Below are 20,147 nucleotides of genomic sequence, written 5' to 3' on the forward strand. Positions count from 1 at the left end.
TACAATGGCAACAATAAAAATACAGCAGATTAAGAGCAAAATCGGTTATCCAAAGGATCAGAAGGCTACTCTTCAGGCTCTTGGACTCCGCAAGATCTCTCAGATTGTTGAGGTTGAGGACACTCCGAGCACACGTGGTATGATTCGCAAGGTTCATCACTTGGTGACTGTAGTTGATTAATTAAATCTTTAAAGGAACAGATTATGAAATTAAATAGTTTAAAGCCTGCTGCAGGTTCTACCCACTCACGTCGTCGTATCGGTCGCGGTCCTGGTTCAGGACTCGGTGGTACTTCTACCCGTGGTCACAAGGGTGCCAAGGCACGTTCAGGTTACAAGAGAAAGATCGGTTTCGAGGGTGGTCAGATGCCTTTGCAGCGTCGAGTACCGAAGGCTGGTTTCAAGAACATCAACCACAAGGAGTACTTCGCTGTGAACCTCTCTACACTTCAGAAGCTTGCTGAGGCAAAGAACCTCACCAAGATCGGAATAGAGGAACTCAAGGCAGCTCACCTTACCAATGGCAAGGAGCTTGTTAAGGTTCTCGGCAACGGCGAACTCACAGCTAAGCTTGAGGTAGAGGCTCATGCTTTCTCTAAGACTGCTGAAGAGGCTATCAAGGCAGTTGGAGGTAACACAACTATTATCTAATAAAAGTAGATGAAAAAGTTTATTGAGACACTAAAGAACTGTTGGAGAATTGAGGATTTGCGTCAGCGACTCCTCATTACTCTCCTGTTTACGGCTATTTACCGTTTCGGCTCGTTCGTTGTGCTTCCAGGCATTAACCCGGGCAAGTTGGATCAACTTCAGTCGCAAACAGCGGGTGGTCTTATGTCACTGCTCGACATGTTCTCTGGTGGTGCATTTTCCAATGCGTCTATCTTTGCGCTTGGAATTATGCCATACATCTCAGCTTCCATCGTAATGCAACTTCTGGCGGTGGCTGTGCCTTACTTCCAGAAGATGCAGCGCGAAGGCGAGAGCGGCCGTAAGAAGATCAACTGGTACACGAGAATCCTGACTGTGTTCATCCTTCTCTTCCAGGCCCCTTCTTACTTGCTCAACCTTAAGGCTCAGGCTGCTTCAGCCCTCGCCTCAGGTTTGTCATGGGCATCGTTCATGATTCCTGCAACGATTATCCTCGCTGCAGGTTCAATGTTCATTCTATGGCTCGGCGAGCGCATCACTGACAAGGGAGTTGGAAATGGTATCTCAATGATCATCATGATTGGTATTATTGCACGTCTGCCCCAGGCTTTCGTGCAGGAACTGGGCTCACGATTCACAGCCATCTCTGGCGGTGGAATCGTGATGTTCATCATCGAGATCCTCGTTCTGTATTTCGTAATTTTAGCTTCAATCATGCTTGTTCAGGGTACCCGCAAAATACCTGTACAGTACGCAAAGCGTCTTGTAGGTAATAAGCAGTATGGCGGCGCCCGCCAGTACATACCTTTGAAGTTGTTTGCTGCAAACGTAATGCCTATCATCTTCGCACAGGCGTTGATGTTTATCCCTCTCGCCTTTGTGCGCTACAGCAGTGATGGAGCTTCGTCTTGGGCATCTGCCCTTATGGACAACCGTAGCTTGCCTTACAACTGCATCTATGTATTCTTGATCATAGCCTTTACGTATTTCTATACGGCTATCACCTTGAACCCAACTCAGATGGCTGAGGATATGAAACGCAATAACGGCTTCATACCGGGCATCAAGCCAGGTAAGGATACTGCCGATTACATCGACACTATCATGACCCGCATTACATTCCCAGGTTCATTGTTCATAGCATTTATCGCTGTGATGCCGGCACTCGCCGGTCTGCTCAATGTGCAGCAGGCATTCTCGCAGTTCTTTGGTGGTACGTCACTCCTCATCCTTGTAGGTGTTGTGATAGACACTATACAGCAGATAGAGAGTCACATGCTCATGCGCCACTATGACGGCCTTCTCAATTCTGGTCGTACTCGCGGTGCAGGTGTTTCTGCTTATTGATTTTATCTTGCTAATGAAGATATTTCTAAAGACAGAAGACGAAATAGAGCTAATGCGCAAGGCTAACCGACTTGTCGGCGCAACCCTTGCAGAATTGGCCAAGCATATTAAACCCGGTGTAACGACCCTTCAGTTGGATAAGGTGGCTGAGGAATTCATCCGAGATAATGGAGCAGTTCCGACGTTTAAGAATTTCCCCAATCCATTTGGAGGGCCGTTTCCCGCAAGTATTTGTACATCGGTTAACGATGTCGTAGTACACGGAATCCCCGACGACAAGACAGTTCTCAAGGATGGAGATATTATTTCTATCGATTGTGGCACACTTCTTGCTGGTTATAATGGAGACTCCGCTTACACGTTCTGTGTCGGTGAAGTAAGCCAAGATGTCAGAGATTTACTGACAGTGACATGTCAGTCACTGACAAAAGGTATAGAAATGGCAGTGGCAGGAAATCATGTCGGCGATATAGGCGATGCAGTACAATCTTTTTGTGAATCGCATGGTTATGGCGTGGTGAGGGAACTTACCGGTCATGGCATAGGAAAGCAAATGCATGAGGATCCCCCGGTTCCCAATTATGGTAGTCGAGGTAATGGTGTCATGCTTAAGGAAGGTATGTGCATAGCCATTGAACCTATGATAACAATGGGCGACCGCAAGATATGGCTTATGCCCGACCGCTGGGGAATATGCACCCGTGACGGAATGCCCGCCGCTCACTTCGAGCATACCATTGTTGTAAGACGCGGTAAAGCGGAAATCTTGTCAACGTTCGAAGAAATAGAACATTCCTAATTAAAGAAGCAAATATAAATTTATGGCAAAACAATCCGCAATTGAGCAAGACGGCACAATCGTTGAGTCGTTGTCCAATGCAATGTTCAGAGTCGAGCTTGAGAACGGCGTACAGATTATCGCCCACATCTCAGGCAAGATGCGAATGCACTACATAAAAATCCTTCCCGGCGACAAGGTTAAGGTCGAGATGAGTCCTTACGACCTGACAAAGGGCAGAATCGTTTTCAGATACAAGTAACATTTTAAATATATGAAAACAAGAGCATCATTAAAGAAACGTACACCCGACTGCAAGATCGTTCGTCGTAAGGGTCGTCTGTTCGTTATCAACAAGAAGAACCCTAAGTTTAAAATGCGTCAGGGTTAAAAAACAAACACCCGAGAGAAGGCAAGACTTGTGAAAAGTTCTTCCAGTTCTCACACTAACTAAAATTATTAATTTATCAATTTTTTATTTTAACAAATGGCAATAAGAATTGTTGGAGTAGATTTGCCCCAGAACAAGCGTGGCGAAATCGCATTGACCTATATCTATGGTATCGGTCGAAGTAGTTCAGCAAAGATATTGGATAAAGCCGGCGTTAGCCGCGACCTGAAGGTTTGCGATTGGAACGACGAGCAGGCTGCCAAGATCCGCGAAATTATCGGCGCTGAATTCAAAGTAGAAGGTGATCTCCGTTCTGAGATCCAGATGAATATCAAGCGACTGATGGATATTGGTTGCTATCGTGGAGTTCGTCATCGTAACGGTCTTCCTGTTCGCGGTCAGAGCACAAAGAACAATGCCCGCACTCGCAAGGGAAAGAAGAAGACTGTTGCTAACAAGAAGAAGGCTACTAAGTAAAATTTAGTTGAAAGCAAAGCCGTCGTTCGGTCAGTGATGATCACGTGTGGCTTTTAACTTTTAACTTTTAACTAAACAAAATCATGGCAAAGAAAACAGCAACATCTAAGAAAAGAAATGTAAAGGTTGACGCTATTGGACAGCTCCATGTTCACAGCTCATTCAACAACATCATTGTATCTTTAGCAAATAGCGAGGGACAGGTAATTTCATGGTCATCTGCAGGAAAGATGGGCTTCCGTGGTTCTAAGAAGAACACACCGTACGCAGCCCAGACAGCAGCAGAGGATTGCGGCAAGATCGCTTTCGATCTTGGTCTGCGCAAGGTAAAGGCATACGTTAAGGGTCCGGGTAACGGTCGTGAGTCTGCAATTCGTGGCGTACACAGCTGCGGTATCGAGGTAACAGAGATTGTTGACGTAACTCCGCTTCCACACAACGGTTGCCGTCCTCCGAAGCGTCGTAAGGTCTAAATTTCCCTTTGCAGGCCCTTTTTATCATCCTTGAGCCTGCATACATATAAAGATACAAACAACAATAAAGCATATTATTTATTATGGCTAGATATATAGGTCCGAAATCTAAAATTGCACGCCGTTTTGGTGAACCCATCTTCGGCGCTGACAAAGTTTTGTCCAAGAGAAACTTCCCTCCTGGACAGCATGGCAACAACCGTCGCAGAAAGCAGTCTGAGTATGCTGTCATGTTGGCAGAGAAGCAGAAAGCAAAGTACACATACGGTGTTCTCGAGCGTCAGTTCCGCAACATGTTCGAGAAGGCAGCTAAGGCTGACGGCATCACCGGTGAGGTATTGCTTCAGAATCTTGAGAGCCGTTTGGACAACGTAGTATTCCGTTTGGGTATTGCTCCGACACGTGCCGCTGCTCGTCAGCTTGTAGGTCACAAGCATATCACTGTTGACGGCAAGGTAGTGAACATTCCTTCATTCTCAGTTAAGCCAGGTATGGTAGTTGGCGTTCGCGAGAAGTCAAAGTCGCTCGAGGTTATCGAGGCTGCACTCGCTGGCTACAACCACAGCAAGTTCCCATGGATTGAGTGGGATCAGACCACTAAGTGTGGTAAGTTCCTCCACAAGCCGGAGCGTGCTGACATTCCAGAGAACATTAAGGAACAGTTAATCGTTGAGTTGTACTCTAAATAATCATTAAATTAATGGCGATATTAGCATTTCAAAAACCTGACAAAGTTGTAATGTTGGATTCCAACGACAAATTCGGCAAGTTCGAATTCCGTCCATTGGAGCCAGGATTCGGTGTTACTATCGGTAATGCCCTCCGCCGCATTCTGCTTTCGTCGCTGGAGGGTTACGCCATCAACACCATCAAGATTTCTGGTGTTGAGCACGAATTCTCTTCAGTTCCCGGCGTCAAGGAGGATGTAACTAACATTATCTTGAATTTGAAGCAAGTAAGATTCAAGCAAGTAGTAGAAGAATTCGAGAACGAAAAAGTTAGTATCACCGTAGAGAACTCTACCGAGTTCAAGGCTGGTGATATAGGCAAGTATCTGACTGGATTTGAAGTGTTAAACCCTGATTTGGTGATTTGTCATTTAGATGCCAAAGCTTCGATGCAGATAGACCTCACAATCAATAAGGGTCGTGGCTACGTCACAGCAGACGAAAACCGCGCATTCTGCACCGACGTCAACGTAATTCCAATCGATTCTATCTACACCCCAATCCGTAACGTGAAATACGCAGTGGAGCCTTATCGTGTCGAGATGAAGACCGACTACGACAAGCTCGTGCTCGAAGTCACAACGGACGGTTCCATTCACCCGAAGGACGCACTTAAGGAAGCTGCCAAGATCCTCATCCAGCACTTCATGCTCTTCAGCGACGAGAAGATCACTCTCGAGAGCCCAGAGCACGAGGGCAACCAGGAGTTCGACGAGGAAGTTCTGCACATGCGTCAGCTCTTGAAGACCAAGTTGGTAGACATGAACCTCTCGGTTCGTGCGCTTAACTGCCTTAAGGCTGCCGATGTCGAGACACTCGGCGACTTGGTACAGTACAACAAGACTGACCTCCTCAAGTTCCGCAACTTCGGTAAGAAATCGCTTTCAGAGCTTGATGATTTGCTCGAGAGTCTGAATCTGTCGTTTGGTACCGACATTTCTCAATACAAATTAGATAAAGAATAAAACAAAATGAGACACAATAAGAAATTCAACCACCTGGGTCGTACTGCATCTCACCGTAACGCTATGCTCGCTAACATGGCTATCTCGTTGATCATGCACAAAAGAATCACTACGACTCTCGCCAAGGCTAAGGCCTTGAAGATGTATGTAGAGCCGCTGATCACACGCTGCAAGGACGACAGCACTAACTCTCGTCGTGTAGTTTTCAGCTACCTCCAAAACAAGTATGCTATCAAGGAGCTTTTCAGCACTGTTGCTGAGAAGGTAGGCGATCGTCCTGGTGGCTATACTCGTGTTATCAAGCTCGGCACTCGTAAGGGTGACGCTGCTCAGATTGCATTCATCGAGCTCGTTGACTTCGACGAGAACATGGCTAAGACAGCTAAGGCTGGCAAGAAGACTCGCCGTAGCCGCAAGTCTACTGCAGAGGCAACAGAGGCTCCTGCTACTGAGGCACCTGCAACAGAGGCTACAGAAGAGGCAAAGGCTGAATAATTCGATTTTATCGACTTTATCTCAATACATAGAAGGTCTGACTGAATTTTCAGTCAGACCTTCTATTTTTAGTATGCTCGGCATGAGCATTGTCTAACGGGTGCAAGTCCCGAATAAGCCCTAATAGCGGGAATTACATAGCCAAAGGCAAGGGTGTTCATCGTGAGGTGAAATCAGAAAGAAGCTGGCGGCAAACATCTGACCTAATGGACAGAAACTTCGTATAAGGCATATGACCGTGGGTAAGGCTGCTAAACAAACCAAAGCCCGATAGCTATTCGGAACGGTCGGTGGAGTTTCCTTGAGCTTGCGAACAAATGAAGTGGGTATAAGATGGAAAGCCAATGTACTTATCCGAGGAGGTCTCACGGACCCTTCAAATATATATATTTTTTTTCTTTCCGAAAGAAGCGGAGTACAGCTTGCCGTGAGAAGTCAGCAGATGCCATATATTGCAACAGTCGATAATGTTGCACGAAGGGCTGAACCTAACAATCAAGCGATAGTAATTGAAACATATTATTAAGGAAAGAATGCAGAAAACATTATCCCATGTTAATGGCTGCCCCCAAAGAGATAGGTCGGAAACCGATTGGTATGGGGGAGTGCAGACCTTCATGTGGATGTGTGAAGACAACATCGTGTCAAATGTTCTGATTGTGGCATTCATGCCCTATTCATTTTTTCATTAATTTTATAGTGGAGTTTCCTCCAATGATTTATTAACAGGCCTTTAATCCCAATGTTTAACTAAATCTTCAATGTATATAAGATATGTCTGTGGTCTTGATCTTAATAAAGATAATGTATTTCGTTTAAACACGCACTGTAATCCTCGATGTATGTTAATGTGTGAAATATCTTCAACGGCATACAAAGTTTACTTCATAGTAGATTGAAATAAACTTTGTATGCCATTGAAGATTACTTTATAAATATAAGATACAATAAACTACTTTTTAAGCATTGCTCTAATTACAAACCAAATGTGCATACCTATGGTGGTTATTGGTCCATAGTGGCGACGCATAACACGGAAGCGTTCTATTAGTGAGGCGCGATGGTTCTTGTTAGTCATACCTCCATCCAAGTAATTTACTACCACTTCGGGTATCTGTAGCAGAGGTAGCCCCTCTTTTTCCGCATGCTTCATAACTCTGATGCACCAGTCTACGTCTGCAGAGAATCTGTATCTTAGGTCATATGGCTCTGCTTTGGCTATATCGGTGCGTACGTAGAAAGCCTGATGACAAACAAGCATGCCATGACGGAATGAGCGCCAGTTAAGATTTTCTGGGGGAGATAGACGTCGCGGTCGCAGTAAATTGCCATCGTTGTCTACGATATTAGTGTTTCCGTAGAGAACCGCAGGCAGTAAACCGTCCGAACGTTCATTTACATCATTTGATATGTCTTCTAGTGTTTTTTCGTTTGGCAGAACATCGCCAGCATTTAGGAATACCACGTAATCACCAGTAGCTTTCTTTAGAGCCTTGTTCATGGCATCGTACAGTCCGCGGTCAGGTTCCGAGCTTACTACTATGTCGTGCTGTGTATCTTCCTCAGTATTGCGTTGTCGATATGCGTTGACAAGAGCCATTGTGTTGTCCTTTGATGCCCCGTCTACGATAATATGTTCTATCTGTACCCACGTTTGATTCAGAATGCTGTCAAGTGTGCGTTGAAGCACGCTGCCAGCATTGTAAGTACAGGTTAAAATCGAGAATCTAATCATATATATATTGTCGTGTAATTGACGTTTTAATACTTTATGTCTTATAATTGCGTTAATACTTTATGGAGTAACGTTTTCTTGTCAACATTAGATAATGTAGCGTTTCAGAGCAATCAACTCGTTGTACACCTCGATGTAGCGCATAGCCACACTCTGCTGCGAGTAGTTGTGCGCCACCTTCTTTATGCAAGCAGCAGATAGTGCATTCTTATCGGCATCGTTTAGTGTCCAACGAATACCCTCCGCCAGATCAGTAGCGTCCTTGAAGTTAGCAAGATATCCCGTGCGTTTATGGTCAATCATCTCTGGTATGCCTCCCACTCTGAAAGCCACGCTTGGCACACCACATGCTGTTGCTTCCATTATCGTGTTAGGCAGATTATCCTCGAGTGAAGGCAACACATACACGTCTGCCGAGTTGTATATGCTCACAATCTTGCTGTCGTCGCTAACGTAGCCAAGAGGGTAGGAGGGCATTTGAAGTTGCTGGCATACTTCCTCCGAACATCCTCCAAGCACAGCCACAGCCGTGTTTTCCTTCATTTCAGGATGTTCCTCGGCAAGGCGGTTGAGTGCATCTATAAAATATACCACACCCTTTCTCTCGTCTGTAACCTTTTGCGATACAAATAGAATTATACGTCCCTCTGCAGGCAGTCCGGCCTTAAGTCTGGCTTCCTTTTTGTCGATAGGGCAGAAAATGCGGGTGTCTATAGTATTTGGAATGGCAGAGATGCGTTGTCCAGATAGCAGTGCACTTTGCTTAGCCTGATCCTCAAGCCATCTGCTGCAAGTCACGAAGTGGATATTACTGCCTTGATACAGGCGTTTCTTGCGCTCCCATATTTGTCGTGATAGGTCATTTGCTGAACCGTGCAAAGGCAATAGCGTACAGTTGTGGCATCCAGTTCTAAACGAAGGACATGTGCGAGCATAGTGGCATATGCCCGTAGCAGCCCACAGGTCGTGCATGGTCCACACTACAGGTTTGCCGCTTTTCACAATTTTGCGTATGTTGTTCAGCGACAGCATACCTTGGTTTATCCAATTAAGGTGTATTACGTCAGCCTCTTTAAATTCAGGCAAACGTGTGATGTCGCTGCCCGAGTTGGCAATGTCTATCTCGAACAGATGTTTCTTCTGCAGATGAAGTCGCAGGAATATCGATAGCCTTTCTCTAAGAAAATGCCACTTCACAGCCCATTTGTGTGGTAGTGGCACAACACTTATCTCGTCGGTTTGTTTATCTCCGACAAGCATCTTGGCTTTCACACCATTGTTCATCAGTGCTTCCATAAGGCGATTGGCTGCAACAGCGGCTCCGCCAGTCTTTTCGCTTGTATTTACGATGAGTACTCTCATAGTTGTTCTTTATATTTCGCAAACTTACTCATTTTTTCTCGATTAACGTTCTGTTGTCGCCATAATTTTGTATTAATAGGGTAAATATGGTATGAGTCTGGATTGTTAGCCAAATCCATTAACAAACTTACAGATTATAACCATAATGATTAAATAAAAGTTAATCAAATAGTTGTGTCCGAACACACAGTTTTGATGTAAATCAATAAAAGGCATATTTAATGAATATTAGTATGATTATTGTTTGTAGGGTGCCGGAAAGTTTGTACCTTTGCATCGTCAAAAGGTTAATAGATTGTTTAGGTTAGTAGTAATAGATTTAGGTTTTTAGTTATTAGGTTTAAGGTAAATTGAACGATTGTTTAACAGGTAGCTATGAGGATTCGTGAGGATCTTCATTAATTACGAAAAGGATTTTTAGTTAAACATAGGCTTTACGGTACTGCTCGTTGAGAGTGGTGCCGTAATTTTTTTGTCCATATTCGTGCCAAAGGCATTGGCTATTTGTATTATTCCAATGTCAGATGGCGTTATTCCAATAATTTTGACTAAATTTGCACATCACACAACATAAATACACATCCCACAACAATAATATACATCCCGCAACAATAACATACATCTCACAACAAAACAATATATTATGACACAAGAAGATAAAACAAAGTTGGAAGAGCGCATCGTTGACGTGCTTAAAACAGTATACGACCCCGAAATCCCCGTTAATATATACGACCTTGGTCTTATCTATAAGATAGATGTGGCTAACGATGGCAATGTGGATATTGATATGACGTTCACCGCTCCGTCGTGTCCGGCAGCCGACTTTATCCTTGAGGATGTACGCCAGAAGGTCGACTCCCTGGAAGGAGTTAAGTCGTCTAATGTCAATCTCGTGTTCGAACCAGTTTGGGATCAGAGCATGATGACAGAAGAGGCACGTGTAGAGTTGGGCTTCGATTAATGTCGGGCGTTATACCTTTTATTTTACTAATACAATAAATTTATCAATCGCTATGAAGAACGTCTATTTCCTCTCCGATGCCCATCTTGGCTCATGGGCCATCGACCACAGTCGCACGCAGGAGCGCCGACTGGTAAGGTTTCTTGATTCGATAAAGACAAAGGCACGTGCCATATATCTGCTTGGCGATATGTTCGACTTCTGGTGCGAGTGGCGCTACGTGGTGCCCAAGGGCTATACACGTTTCCTGGGCAAGTTGTCCGAACTTACAGATATGGGTGTCGAGGTACATTTCTTTACCGGCAACCACGACATCTGGACATATGGATATCTTGAGGAAGAATGTGGCATGACGGTGCATACAAAGCCAGAGACAGTAGAGATATACGACCGTGTGTTCTATATAGCACATGGCGACGGACTGGGCGATCCTGACCGTAAGTTCAAGTTTCTTAGCCGTATGTTCCACAACCATACGTGTCAGCGTCTCTTCGCAATGTTGCATCCGCGCTGGTCTATGTGGTTTGGTATGACGTGGGCTAAGCATTCAAGGCTTAAGCGAGCCGACGGCAAGGAGCCTCCGTATATGGGCGAGCATCGCGAGTTTCTTGTGCAATATGCCAAGCAGTATATGAATACCCACCCAAATGTAGACTATTTCATGTTTGGGCATCGTCATATCGAGCTCGACCTCTTCCTATCTAAGAAGACGCGCATGATGATATTGGGCGACTGGATATCCCAGTTCACCTACGCCGTGTTTGATGGTGAGCACATGTTCCTTGAGGAATATGTTGAGGGCGAGAGCCAGCCTTAACACTTTGGCTCATATAGTGGGAGGTGCGGCATGTTGACGTACCTCCAGCTTGTTCTTACGCTATATTCTATTTGGCTCAGGCTATGTAAAAAGTAATATATATTACTTTGCCATTTAATATATATATGGATATTATTACGTATCTTTGGGCATATTAAGAAGTCATGAATAACAAGATTCCCATATTTCTATTAGTATTAATAGTACTTCTGATTACGGGTTGTAAGGAGAGGCACTGCCAGGCTATTGATGCGGCTTACAAATTGTCATCGATAGCGTCCGACTCCGCTTTGTTGATACTTGATAATATAAATCAGGTTCATCCGGAATATGGAGTGACAGAAGTGTAAATTGCAGTTTATCGGGGAGAGGCTCTTGTACTTGTATCTCTTTTGCTTGTAGTTCCCACAGAATGCACAGACCACACAGAAGCCTACGGGATTAAGGTTTTGGAATCCACAGAGCTTATAGACGCTACGCGTCATACGACAGAAGGCACAGAATTGATTGCTTGTGTAGCGTCACCGAGGTTAAGCATGGTTCGCCGCCTATGGCGGCGCAAGCGATCATTTCTGTGGATTCTTGTCTCGCGAAGCGTAGACCATTCTGTGGATTCGAAAAGCTTAAGCCCGTAGGCTTCTGTGTGGTCTGTGCATTCTGTGGGAACTACATACAAAAGAACTACAAGTAAAATTATACGTTCATTATACGAGCTATAAATTATACGTCTATTATACGAACATCAAGACGCCAACCTCCACGATAACCTCCAGCTTGTGTCACTCCAAATATCGGATGAACCCCAAAAAATGTATTATTGCAGCGTTTTAAATGACAGTATAAGACGTTGATAACATATAAATTCGATCTATGCTTGCTATCAAACGAACCTTTGCTTGCTGTCAAACGTATCTTTGCTTGCTATCAAACGTATCTATGCTTGCTAGCAAACGAACCTTTGCTTGCTGTCAATAACACCCAACCCTTAACACTCCATCTTACACCTTATTTACAACACGGTAAACCTTCCATTATATAATATGCGTAGTCACTGGCTATAAACAAAAAAAACGACTGAAGCTCAATGAGCTGTCAGTCGTTTCTTTGTACCCAGACCCGGGATCGAACCGGGATGGATTGCTCCACTGGTGTTTGAGACCAGCGCGTCTACCGATTCCGCCATCTGGGCGTTGGCGTTTTGCGAGTGCAAAGGTACAATAATTTTTCAGTTCTGCAAAATTTTTGGGCATAAAATCCTAATAAATGTTCTTTTAGGATAATTTCATTTTAAAATAATGCCAATACCTTGGCAAATTCGCAAGAAATAGCTAACTTCGTAGATGTCTAAACGACATGTTTAATCTATTCCAGTAAATCTATAATGACATGAAGAAAAACCAAAACAACTACTGTGTCATCCTTGCCGGTGGCAAAGGCCGCCGTCTATGGCCTTGCAGCCGTGAGGAACGTCCTAAGCAGTTTGTCGACTTCTTCGGCACCGGGCGCACACAGCTGCAGCAAACCTATGACAGGTTTGCAAAAATTCTTCCACCCGAGAATATATATGTCAACACCAATGAGTTGTATGCCGACATTGTGCGCGAGCAGTTGCCCGAGCTCAGTGCCATACAATTGCTTGCCGAACCTATCCACCGCAATACCGCGCCCAGCGTGGCATGGTGTACCCATCGTATTGTGAATATCAACCCCGATGCCAATATCATCGTAGTGCCTTCCGACCAAACGGTAATAGGCGAGCAGAAGTTTGCTGATGCCGTAGAGCGTGGCTTCCAGTTTGTAAGCAACAAGCAACATATGCTCACTATGGGCGTAAAGCCAACACGTCCTGAGCCAGGCTATGGCTACATACAGATGGGTGAGCGTGTAACGGATGGTGTATATCATGTAAAGTCGTTCACGGAGAAACCCGAGCGTGACTTTGCCCGTATGTTTATGGAGAGTGGCGAGTTCTATTGGAACACCGGTATGTTCCTTGCCAATGCCCGACATCTGCTCGACTCTTTCCGTGCATTATTGCCGCCAGTATTGCGCAACTTCGACAATGATTGCTGTCCGAATGGTTATAATTTTGAGGAGGAGAACCGATACATACACGAGAACTTCCCTTCCTATCCCAATTTGTCTATCGATTACGGCATATTGGAGAAGTCGCCTGACGTATGCGTAATGTGTTGCGACTTTGGATGGGCCGACCTTGGTACATGGCACAGCATATACGAAGCCCGACAGAAGGGCGATGGTGATAACGTAGTGGTAGATACAGACGTTGTGCTCGACAATGCACGCGACAACGTTATTAAGTTGCCAAAGGGCCGACTTGCCGTTCTTTCAGGCCTCGAAGGCTTTATCGTAGCCGAGGAAGGCAACGTATTGCTGATATGCAAAAAGGAAGACTCATCGTCGAATATCCGGCGCCTTATCAACGAGATTCAACTAAAGAAAGGCAACGAGTTTATTTAAAATAAAAAAAGCAGCAACATCCAACCTAAGTTGGAATGTTGCTGCTTTTTGTCGTCATCTGATAGATGAGCGGCACGACAAACCGTTCTGTATGTACAGAAACGATTACTTTCCGTGGTGCTCGTCAGATACTGTCAACTTCTTGCGGCCATGAGCGCGGCGAGAAGCCAATACGCGACGACCATTCTTTGTAGCCATACGCTCACGGAAACCGTGCTTGTTTACGCGACGACGATTGTGCGGCTGAAATGTTCTTTTCATTGTCTTATTTTTATTTATTTGTTATTATTCACGCTTTTGGGTTGCAAAATTACTCATAATTTTTTAAAAAACAAAGACTTACCCTCTTTTTACTTCTATTTTTACGTTTTTTTTGTTGTTAAGGCTTGTCAGTGCTTATAAATAGCGTAAGTTTGCATATATTTACAAATAGAAAAGCAGATAAAAACATGGCGGTTTGAGGAAATAATCGTAAATTAGCACTTGAAAACTCAAGATAGTGCAAATCGAACGCAATGGAGCTTGCTCCGATTGCTGAGATGCAGCCTATCTTCTATAAAGATAATGTATTATGGTAGAGACAAACAATAGAAGATTGCCCGTAGGCATCCAGTCTTTTGAGGAAATCAGAAAGGAAGGATACCTTTATGTTGACAAGACTGATATCATCTGGCAACTTGCCCAAAAGGGGAAAAAGTATAATTACCTAAGCCGCCCACGTCGCTTTGGCAAGTCGGTGCTTGTCGATACACTCGAAGCCTATTTCACGGGAAAGAAGGAACTATTCGAGGAATTGAAAATAATGCAGATGGAGAAGGAATGGGTGAAGCGACCTGTCATAAGGCTCGATATGAGTCGTGCGGGTGCTGAACCTGATACTTTGCGTTCTTATCTCAATAATATTTTCAGACAATACGAAAAAGAATATTCATTGGTTCCTAATCCTACAGATAGTCTTGCCGACCGCTTCAATGCCATAATCGTTGGTTCGTATGAGCAGACAGGACAACAAGTGGCTATTCTCATAGACGAATACGACTCTCCATTGCAGCATTCATGGAAGACTCCGCACCACGAAGCATGCACCTCTATCTATAGAGAAGTGTTTGCCATATTGAAAGCCGACGACAAATACGAGAAGTTTGTCTTCATCACTGGTATTACCAAGTTTACGCAAATCTCACTTTTCTCTGTGCTAAATAATCTGAGCAATATCAGTTTTGAGCCAGAGTACGCTGCCATCTGTGGTATTACTAAGGAGGAGGTTTTACGTGATTTCAAACCCGAAATAAGCAAATTGGCATCAAGAAATGGATGGACTTTCGACGAGGCTGTAGCACAATTGACAGCCTACTATGATGGCTATCATTTTAGTCATGAGAATATGGTGGATATTTTCAATCCGTTCAGTCTTATCAATGCCCTCGCTGATTCTAAGCTGAGGAACTATTGGGCTTCATCCGGTGCAACTTCTTTGTTGCCTAAGTTTGTGGATGATATGGAGGTTCGTTTGGCAGATTTTGATCATAGTGCCTTGTTAAGCACCATCATTGAAACTTCTGACGTGACGGGTGGTGGAGCTGAATTGTTTCTCTATCAGTCGGGTTATCTTACGATAAAGGGTTACCAAATGGGAGTTTACATCTTGGGATTCCCTAATAATGAAGTAAGACAAGCGCTTTACGAAACGGTTTTACCAGCACTTACCTTGCGAAGTGCGGGTGGTATCCAATCTACTCAGTCAGGTCTGTTTCTTGCCCTTCAACTTGGCAATCTTCCTCAGGCCATGAAATGCCTGAAAGCTCTTATAGCAGATGTGCCTTACAGCAACAAGAAGCTTGCCAGCATGGATATGGAAGAGCGCTACCGCCTTATTATGAGCACTATATTCAATGCCATCGGTTGCCGTGTGGAAGTAGAAAAGATGATTGCTACGGGCAGAATAGGTATGGTGGTAGAAAACACCAACTTCGTCTATGTGCTTGAACTGAAGCTTAGCAACAATGGCGGTATTGATGCTGCAACCGAGCAAATAAGAGCCAAGCAATATGCCGAACCGTTCAAGGCCGACAAACGAAAAGTCGTTGCCCTTGCCATAGAACTGGACGATAAGGGAAAGGGATTGGTGGATTGGAAGGAAGTATAACAAAACAAAACGAAAATCAGTAAAATCAGCAGAATCTGTATTCAATAATAAATGAATACGGATTATTCTGATTAAACTGATGCTTCGCTTTGGGCCAGTATATCAGTATAATCAGCAGAATCTGTATTCAATAATAAATGAATACGGATTTATCTGATTAAACTGATGCTTCGCCTTGAGCCAGTATTTCAGTAAAATCAGCAGAATCTGTATTCAATAATAAATGAATACGGATTATTCTGATTAAACTGATGCTTCGCTTTGGGCCAGTATATCAGTATAATCAGCAGAATCTGTATTCAATAATAAATGAATACGGATTTATCTGATTAAACTGATGTTTCGCCTTGAGCCAGTATTTCAGTAAAATCAGCAGAATCTGTATTCAATAATAAATGAATACGGATTATTCTGATTAAACTGATGCTTCGCTTTGAGCCAGTATATCAGTAAAATCAGCAGAATCTGTATTCAATAATAAATGAATACGGATTTATCTGATTAAACTGATGCTTCGCCTTGAGCCAGTATATCAGTAAAATCAGCAGAATCTGTATTCAATAATAAATGAATGCGGATTTATCTGATTAAACTGATGCTTCGCCTTGAGCCAGTATATCAGTAAAATCAGTAGAATCTGTATTCAATAATAAATGAATACGGATTTATCTGATTAAACTGATGCTTCGCTTTGGGCCAGTATATCAGTATAATCAGCAGAATCTGTATTCAATAATAATACCTCATGGCACTCATGCCATGAGGTATCATTATTGAAGGTGAGGCTTCTTTTAATCAGCCCAAATGTTGCCATTTGGATCGCGATAGTCATTAACCGATTCTTCGTCGTAATCATCTTCTGTAGCTATCTTGATATTAGAGCCTGCGAGTATAGCTTGTGTCTCCATTTGGTAGACATTCATTTCAGGCTTTATATATTCTTTCTTTTCCATATCGTTCAATGTTTATTTGATTATAACTTTCATTGTTTTGCCATTACGCTTCACGATGTTGATGCCCTTTTGAGGCTCGTTAAGGCGCTTGCCCTGCAGGTCGTAGTATTCTGCCTTATCGTCTGCAATGGTGTTGAGGTTGTCGATGGCTGTTGTGCTATCGTCGAAGCCGATGCTGAACATCTTGGCACCAGCGGCAGGAGTAGTAGAGTTGTCTACCATGTAAGCACGGAATGGCTTGCTTGCTACCTTTTGTACCTTTGACTTCTCCAACAGCATGGCAGGGTTCATCAGCTTGTTGCCCTTCACGATGTAGCAGTTGTTGTCAGCATCCTTGCTGAACTCCTTTTGGGTGTAGAGGCCCTGGAGCTGATAGCCGTCAGCTGTTGCCGTGGTCAGAACATCTTTGGCAATATTCTTGTTGGCTTCAGTGAATTTGAGCTCGGTGGCTCCCTCCTTCATCTTGATAATAACAGGAGTACCAGCCTCTATTGTCTTAACCTCTTCGAGTTCTACAGTTTCTGTATCCTCATCAGCCGAAAGAAGCTTGAATGCACGGAAGTTCTGGCCTTCAAGCGACACCTCGAAAGGCAAGCAGAGCGTAGCCCAGGTAGTACCTTCCTTTATCTTGCGACTATAAGATGCAGCCTTGGCTGCGAACTGCTCATAAGCCACGAAATCCTTGTCGTCGTCAAAAGCGAGATTCTCCGTAGCAAGAGTTTTCCCGTTGCACCTATCTTCTCTTCACCATTCTTACCTACCAGCTTGGTGAAGTAGCCATTCTCGTAGTTGGCATAATGGTGGTCGGTCTGGCTTCCGATGTATTTTATGGCACCGATGAGTTTGTCGCAACCACTGAACATATCAGAACCATCAATAACCATGTCCGTAACAAACTTATTGCTGGCGAAGATACCTGTGAGAGCGGAGCAGTTCTTGAACATACTTCTCATGTCCTCCACATTCGCTGTATTGAAGTTAGTGACGTTGAGAGATGTGAGTTTTTGACAAAAACCGAACATACTTCTCATATACTTCACATTCGCTGTATTGAAGTTAGAGAGGTCGAGAGAGGTGAGTTTTTGGCAATCAGAGAACATACTACTCATATCCGTCACGTTCTGGGTATTCAGATTCTCAATACCTTTAATTTCGGTCAGATTTTGGCATCCATCGAACCACTTACAACAGCTCGTTGGTCTTGTATTGGCAAACGAAGCATCGAAGACCACCTTATAGATATTTTCTTTTTGCGTAAGCCACCCCGGCTTGGTATTCCCCTCATTCAAATCATAAGCACCTGCGGGCTTGGAAAGGCTGCGTCTGAATGTAAGCGTTCCAGTAGCATTGTCAAACTCGGCATAATCAAATACAGGAGTAAAATAACCAATCGTACCGTAGTTGGCATAGGTGTGGTCGGTCTTGCTATCGCTATAATCTTTGAGACTTTTGCAACCAGTGAACATATCTAAACTGTTCCTAACATTGTCCGTATCAAACTTGTCGCTGGCGTAGATGGTTGTGAGAGCGGAGCAGCCATAGAACATATTGTTCATATACGTCACCTTCGCTGTGTTGAAGTTAGTGAGGTCGAGAGATTTGAGAGCGGAGCAGCCATAGAACATATTGTCCATATACACCACCTTCGCTGTGTTGAAGTTAGTGAGGTCGAGAGATTTGAGAGCGGAGCAGCCATGGAACATAAAGCTCATATCCGTCACATTCGCTGTATTGAAGTTAGTGAGGTTAAGAGATTCGAGAGCGGAGCAGCCACCGAATATAAAGCTCATATTCGTCACATTCTCGGTGTTGAAGTTAGTGATGACAAGAGATTCGAGAGCGGAGCAGTCATAGAACATATGGTTCATATCCGTCACATTCGCTGTATTGAAGTTAGTGAGGTTAAGAGATTCGAGAGCGGAGCAGCCATAGAACATATGGTACATATTCGTCACCTCCGCTGTATTGAAGTTAGTGAGGTTAAGAGATTCGAGAGCGGAGCAGCCATAGAACATATGGTACATATTCGTCACCTCCGCCGTGTTGAAGTTTTTGAGGTCGAGAGATTTGAGAGCGGAGCAGCCATGGAACATAAAGCTCATATCCGTCACATTCGCTGTATTCAAATATTTAAGGCCTGAAATTGTTTCTAATGTCTTGCAGTTTATAAAGAAACCTCTCAACGATGTAGGAGCGTAAGTCTTGAAACTCTCATCGAAAACGATATTCTTGATAGCTGTAGTTTCTATACCTAAATTAACGCACATATCTTCCACCGGCTGTTCGTCATATACTATAGCTATACGGCTAAAATCAAGACCTTCCAGATTGTCAGAAGTGATATTTTTGAAAGTCAATGTAGAGTTCGTAGCAACGTAGTCTGCAACATATTCAGAAAAAGTGGTTGCTGTTTTCAGATCGTATATGCATGTGCGGTCGGCATTTTCATTCTCAGATTCGTCTTTTGTGTAAGACAACTTCAAAGAATGCTTGCCAACAGATAATAATGCTTTAATCCCTATTTGCATTATTTCGCTAATCGTCCAAGGCTCTTTGTTATCTAAAGTAATAGTGGCTTTATCAAAATCTTCTGAAGAAACGAGATACTTAAACGTCAATAACATAGGCTTTTCTACTGTGAAATTGACTACAGTCTCTGAAGTGCTACTATTCACATTATAATTACTTGACATCAGTCCCTTGCTACCATCAGGAATAGGGAAGCCAAGATCCTTCATTCCATCTGCGTTCAAGTCCAGCATCTTCCAAGGATAACCGCCGTCATCAGTAATGGTAACATCGGTTATACCCTCTAAGCCTTTGAACAAAACATAGCGAGGGTCTTCTGTTGTGGTCTCCGCCACCATACTGGTAGGCACAAACAACAACGTGAGTAACATCAACCAAAGCATAGAGAGCTTGCGGCTCTTGACAGCAAGAGTTGAGAAAAGGTCTGTTGTGATAGACCATTGTTTAGAAATAGTAGATTTTTTCATACTTATTTATTGTTGATAATTAATCGAAAAGGCAATAGACATATATAGAGATGCCTACATATCGCTGCAAATTTATCAATAATAATTATATCTGCTTAATTTTATGCAGACGCAAAATGACGCAAAAACGTAAAAAAGAGACGCAAAAGACGCAAAATTAAATGAAAATACCCCATGGCATGAGTGTCATGAGGTATTATTATTGAAGGTGAGGCTTCTTTTAATCAGCCCAAATGCTGCCATTTGAATCGCGATAGTCATTAACCGATTCTTCGTCGTAATCATCTTCTGTAGCTATCTTGATATTAGAGCCTGCGAGTATAGCTTGTGTCTCCATTTGGTAGACATTCATTTCAGGCTTTATATATTCTTTCTTTTCCATATCGTT

The 20,147-nt window shown here is 43.6% G+C and carries 22 protein-coding genes and 1 tRNA gene; 16 read left to right on the top strand and 7 right to left on the bottom strand.

Annotation, left to right across the window (positions count from 1 at the left end):
* Positions 1 to 4: 4 nt before the first annotated feature.
* The 12 genes from rpmD (at position 5) to C9991_RS16615 (ending at position 6,997) form a co-directional block, all read left to right on the top strand.
* Positions 5 to 181 carry a 50S ribosomal protein L30 gene (gene rpmD / locus C9991_RS04320; protein WP_106811357.1) on the top strand — a complete coding sequence of 59 codons (177 nt, stop codon included), beginning with the start codon at positions 5 to 7 and terminating at the stop codon, positions 179 to 181.
* 23 nt (positions 182 to 204) lie between these two features.
* Complete coding sequence (gene rplO / locus C9991_RS04325) at positions 205 to 651, top strand: 50S ribosomal protein L15 (RefSeq protein ID WP_106811358.1); 447 nt, start codon at positions 205 to 207, stop codon at positions 649 to 651.
* 9 nt (positions 652 to 660) lie between these two features.
* On the top strand, positions 661 to 1,998 hold the full coding sequence (gene secY, locus C9991_RS04330) for a preprotein translocase subunit SecY (RefSeq protein ID WP_106811359.1): 1,338 nt from the start codon (positions 661 to 663) through the stop codon (positions 1,996 to 1,998).
* Positions 1,999 to 2,011: 13 nt separating this feature from the next.
* Entirely contained in the window at positions 2,012 to 2,797 is a 786-nt protein-coding gene (gene map / locus C9991_RS04335; RefSeq protein WP_106811746.1) for a type I methionyl aminopeptidase, read from the top strand.
* 22 nt (positions 2,798 to 2,819) lie between these two features.
* Complete coding sequence (gene infA / locus C9991_RS04340; protein ID WP_004341775.1) at positions 2,820 to 3,038, top strand: translation initiation factor IF-1; 219 nt, start codon at positions 2,820 to 2,822, stop codon at positions 3,036 to 3,038.
* Positions 3,039 to 3,050: 12 nt separating this feature from the next.
* Positions 3,051 to 3,167, top strand: coding sequence for a type B 50S ribosomal protein L36 (gene ykgO, locus C9991_RS04345; protein WP_007899708.1), 117 nt, complete (start codon positions 3,051 to 3,053; stop codon positions 3,165 to 3,167).
* Positions 3,168 to 3,263: 96 nt separating this feature from the next.
* Positions 3,264 to 3,644, top strand: a complete 381-nt coding sequence (gene rpsM / locus C9991_RS04350) for a 30S ribosomal protein S13 (RefSeq protein WP_094879355.1) — start codon at positions 3,264 to 3,266, stop codon at positions 3,642 to 3,644.
* An 83-nt stretch (positions 3,645 to 3,727) separates the two neighbouring features.
* Positions 3,728 to 4,117, top strand: coding sequence for a 30S ribosomal protein S11 (gene rpsK / locus C9991_RS04355; RefSeq protein WP_106811360.1), 390 nt, complete (start codon positions 3,728 to 3,730; stop codon positions 4,115 to 4,117).
* Positions 4,118 to 4,200: 83 nt separating this feature from the next.
* Positions 4,201 to 4,806, top strand: a complete 606-nt coding sequence (gene rpsD / locus C9991_RS04360) for a 30S ribosomal protein S4 (protein WP_106811361.1) — start codon at positions 4,201 to 4,203, stop codon at positions 4,804 to 4,806.
* Between the two features lie 11 nt (positions 4,807 to 4,817).
* A complete protein-coding gene (locus C9991_RS04365) occupies positions 4,818 to 5,810 on the top strand; it encodes a DNA-directed RNA polymerase subunit alpha (RefSeq protein ID WP_106811362.1) in 993 nt (330 codons plus the stop codon).
* Positions 5,811 to 5,816: 6 nt separating this feature from the next.
* Positions 5,817 to 6,305 carry a 50S ribosomal protein L17 gene (gene rplQ, locus C9991_RS04370; protein WP_106811363.1) on the top strand — a complete coding sequence of 163 codons (489 nt, stop codon included), beginning with the start codon at positions 5,817 to 5,819 and terminating at the stop codon, positions 6,303 to 6,305.
* A gap of 533 nt (positions 6,306 to 6,838) precedes the next feature.
* Complete coding sequence (locus C9991_RS16615; RefSeq protein ID WP_157949358.1) at positions 6,839 to 6,997, top strand: hypothetical protein; 159 nt, start codon at positions 6,839 to 6,841, stop codon at positions 6,995 to 6,997.
* A 260-nt stretch (positions 6,998 to 7,257) separates the two neighbouring features.
* Here C9991_RS16615 and C9991_RS04380 read toward each other — a convergent pair whose 3' ends face one another.
* Together C9991_RS04380 and C9991_RS04385 are read right to left on the bottom strand one after the other, a co-directional pair.
* Positions 7,258 to 8,040, bottom strand: coding sequence for a glycosyltransferase family 2 protein (locus C9991_RS04380; protein WP_106811364.1), 783 nt, complete (start codon positions 8,038 to 8,040; stop codon positions 7,258 to 7,260).
* An 87-nt stretch (positions 8,041 to 8,127) separates the two neighbouring features.
* Positions 8,128 to 9,402, bottom strand: coding sequence for a glycosyltransferase family 4 protein (locus tag C9991_RS04385; RefSeq protein WP_106811365.1), 1,275 nt, complete (start codon positions 9,400 to 9,402; stop codon positions 8,128 to 8,130).
* A gap of 643 nt (positions 9,403 to 10,045) precedes the next feature.
* On the opposite strand from C9991_RS04385, the gene C9991_RS04390 reads away from it, so the two are divergent.
* Together C9991_RS04390 and C9991_RS04395 are read left to right on the top strand one after the other, a co-directional pair.
* Positions 10,046 to 10,366 carry a metal-sulfur cluster assembly factor gene (locus C9991_RS04390; RefSeq protein WP_106811366.1) on the top strand — a complete coding sequence of 107 codons (321 nt, stop codon included), beginning with the start codon at positions 10,046 to 10,048 and terminating at the stop codon, positions 10,364 to 10,366.
* 52 nt (positions 10,367 to 10,418) lie between these two features.
* Positions 10,419 to 11,183, top strand: coding sequence for a UDP-2,3-diacylglucosamine diphosphatase (locus tag C9991_RS04395; RefSeq protein WP_106811367.1), 765 nt, complete (start codon positions 10,419 to 10,421; stop codon positions 11,181 to 11,183).
* A gap of 1,107 nt (positions 11,184 to 12,290) precedes the next feature.
* Here the strand turns inward: C9991_RS04395 and C9991_RS04400 are convergent.
* Positions 12,291 to 12,372 (bottom strand) — tRNA-Leu (locus C9991_RS04400).
* A gap of 197 nt (positions 12,373 to 12,569) precedes the next feature.
* Between C9991_RS04400 and C9991_RS04405 the strand changes: the two genes are divergently transcribed.
* A complete protein-coding gene (locus tag C9991_RS04405) occupies positions 12,570 to 13,664 on the top strand; it encodes a mannose-1-phosphate guanylyltransferase (RefSeq protein WP_106811368.1) in 1,095 nt (364 codons plus the stop codon).
* Positions 13,665 to 13,769: 105 nt separating this feature from the next.
* Here C9991_RS04405 and rpmH read toward each other — a convergent pair whose 3' ends face one another.
* The gene (gene rpmH, locus C9991_RS04410; protein ID WP_004351099.1) at positions 13,770 to 13,925 is read right to left on the bottom strand and encodes a 50S ribosomal protein L34; all 156 of its coding nucleotides are present in this window, start codon (positions 13,923 to 13,925) and stop codon (positions 13,770 to 13,772) included.
* 310 nt (positions 13,926 to 14,235) lie between these two features.
* On the opposite strand from rpmH, the gene C9991_RS04415 reads away from it, so the two are divergent.
* Positions 14,236 to 15,810: an ATP-binding protein gene (locus C9991_RS04415; RefSeq protein ID WP_106811369.1), complete on the top strand. Its 1,575-nt coding sequence runs from the start codon at positions 14,236 to 14,238 to the stop codon at positions 15,808 to 15,810.
* A 791-nt stretch (positions 15,811 to 16,601) separates the two neighbouring features.
* Here the strand turns inward: C9991_RS04415 and C9991_RS16620 are convergent.
* Genes C9991_RS16620 through C9991_RS04425 form a run of 3 tightly spaced genes read right to left on the bottom strand, consistent with a single transcriptional unit; the run spans position 16,602 to position 19,759 of the window.
* The gene (locus tag C9991_RS16620; protein WP_157949359.1) at positions 16,602 to 16,763 is read right to left on the bottom strand and encodes a hypothetical protein; all 162 of its coding nucleotides are present in this window, start codon (positions 16,761 to 16,763) and stop codon (positions 16,602 to 16,604) included.
* Between the two features lie 12 nt (positions 16,764 to 16,775).
* The gene (locus tag C9991_RS04420) at positions 16,776 to 17,438 is read right to left on the bottom strand and encodes a hypothetical protein (protein ID WP_106811370.1); all 663 of its coding nucleotides are present in this window, start codon (positions 17,436 to 17,438) and stop codon (positions 16,776 to 16,778) included.
* Entirely contained in the window at positions 17,387 to 19,759 is a 2,373-nt protein-coding gene (locus tag C9991_RS04425) for a BspA family leucine-rich repeat surface protein (protein WP_106811371.1), read from the bottom strand. Before C9991_RS04425 ends, C9991_RS04420 begins: the two co-directional genes overlap by 52 nt.
* Positions 19,760 to 20,147 lie beyond the last annotated feature (388 nt).

Origin of the sequence: Prevotella merdae, assembly GCF_900290275.1 — a bacterium.
Classification (GTDB): Bacteria; Bacteroidota; Bacteroidia; order Bacteroidales; family Bacteroidaceae; genus Prevotella; species Prevotella merdae.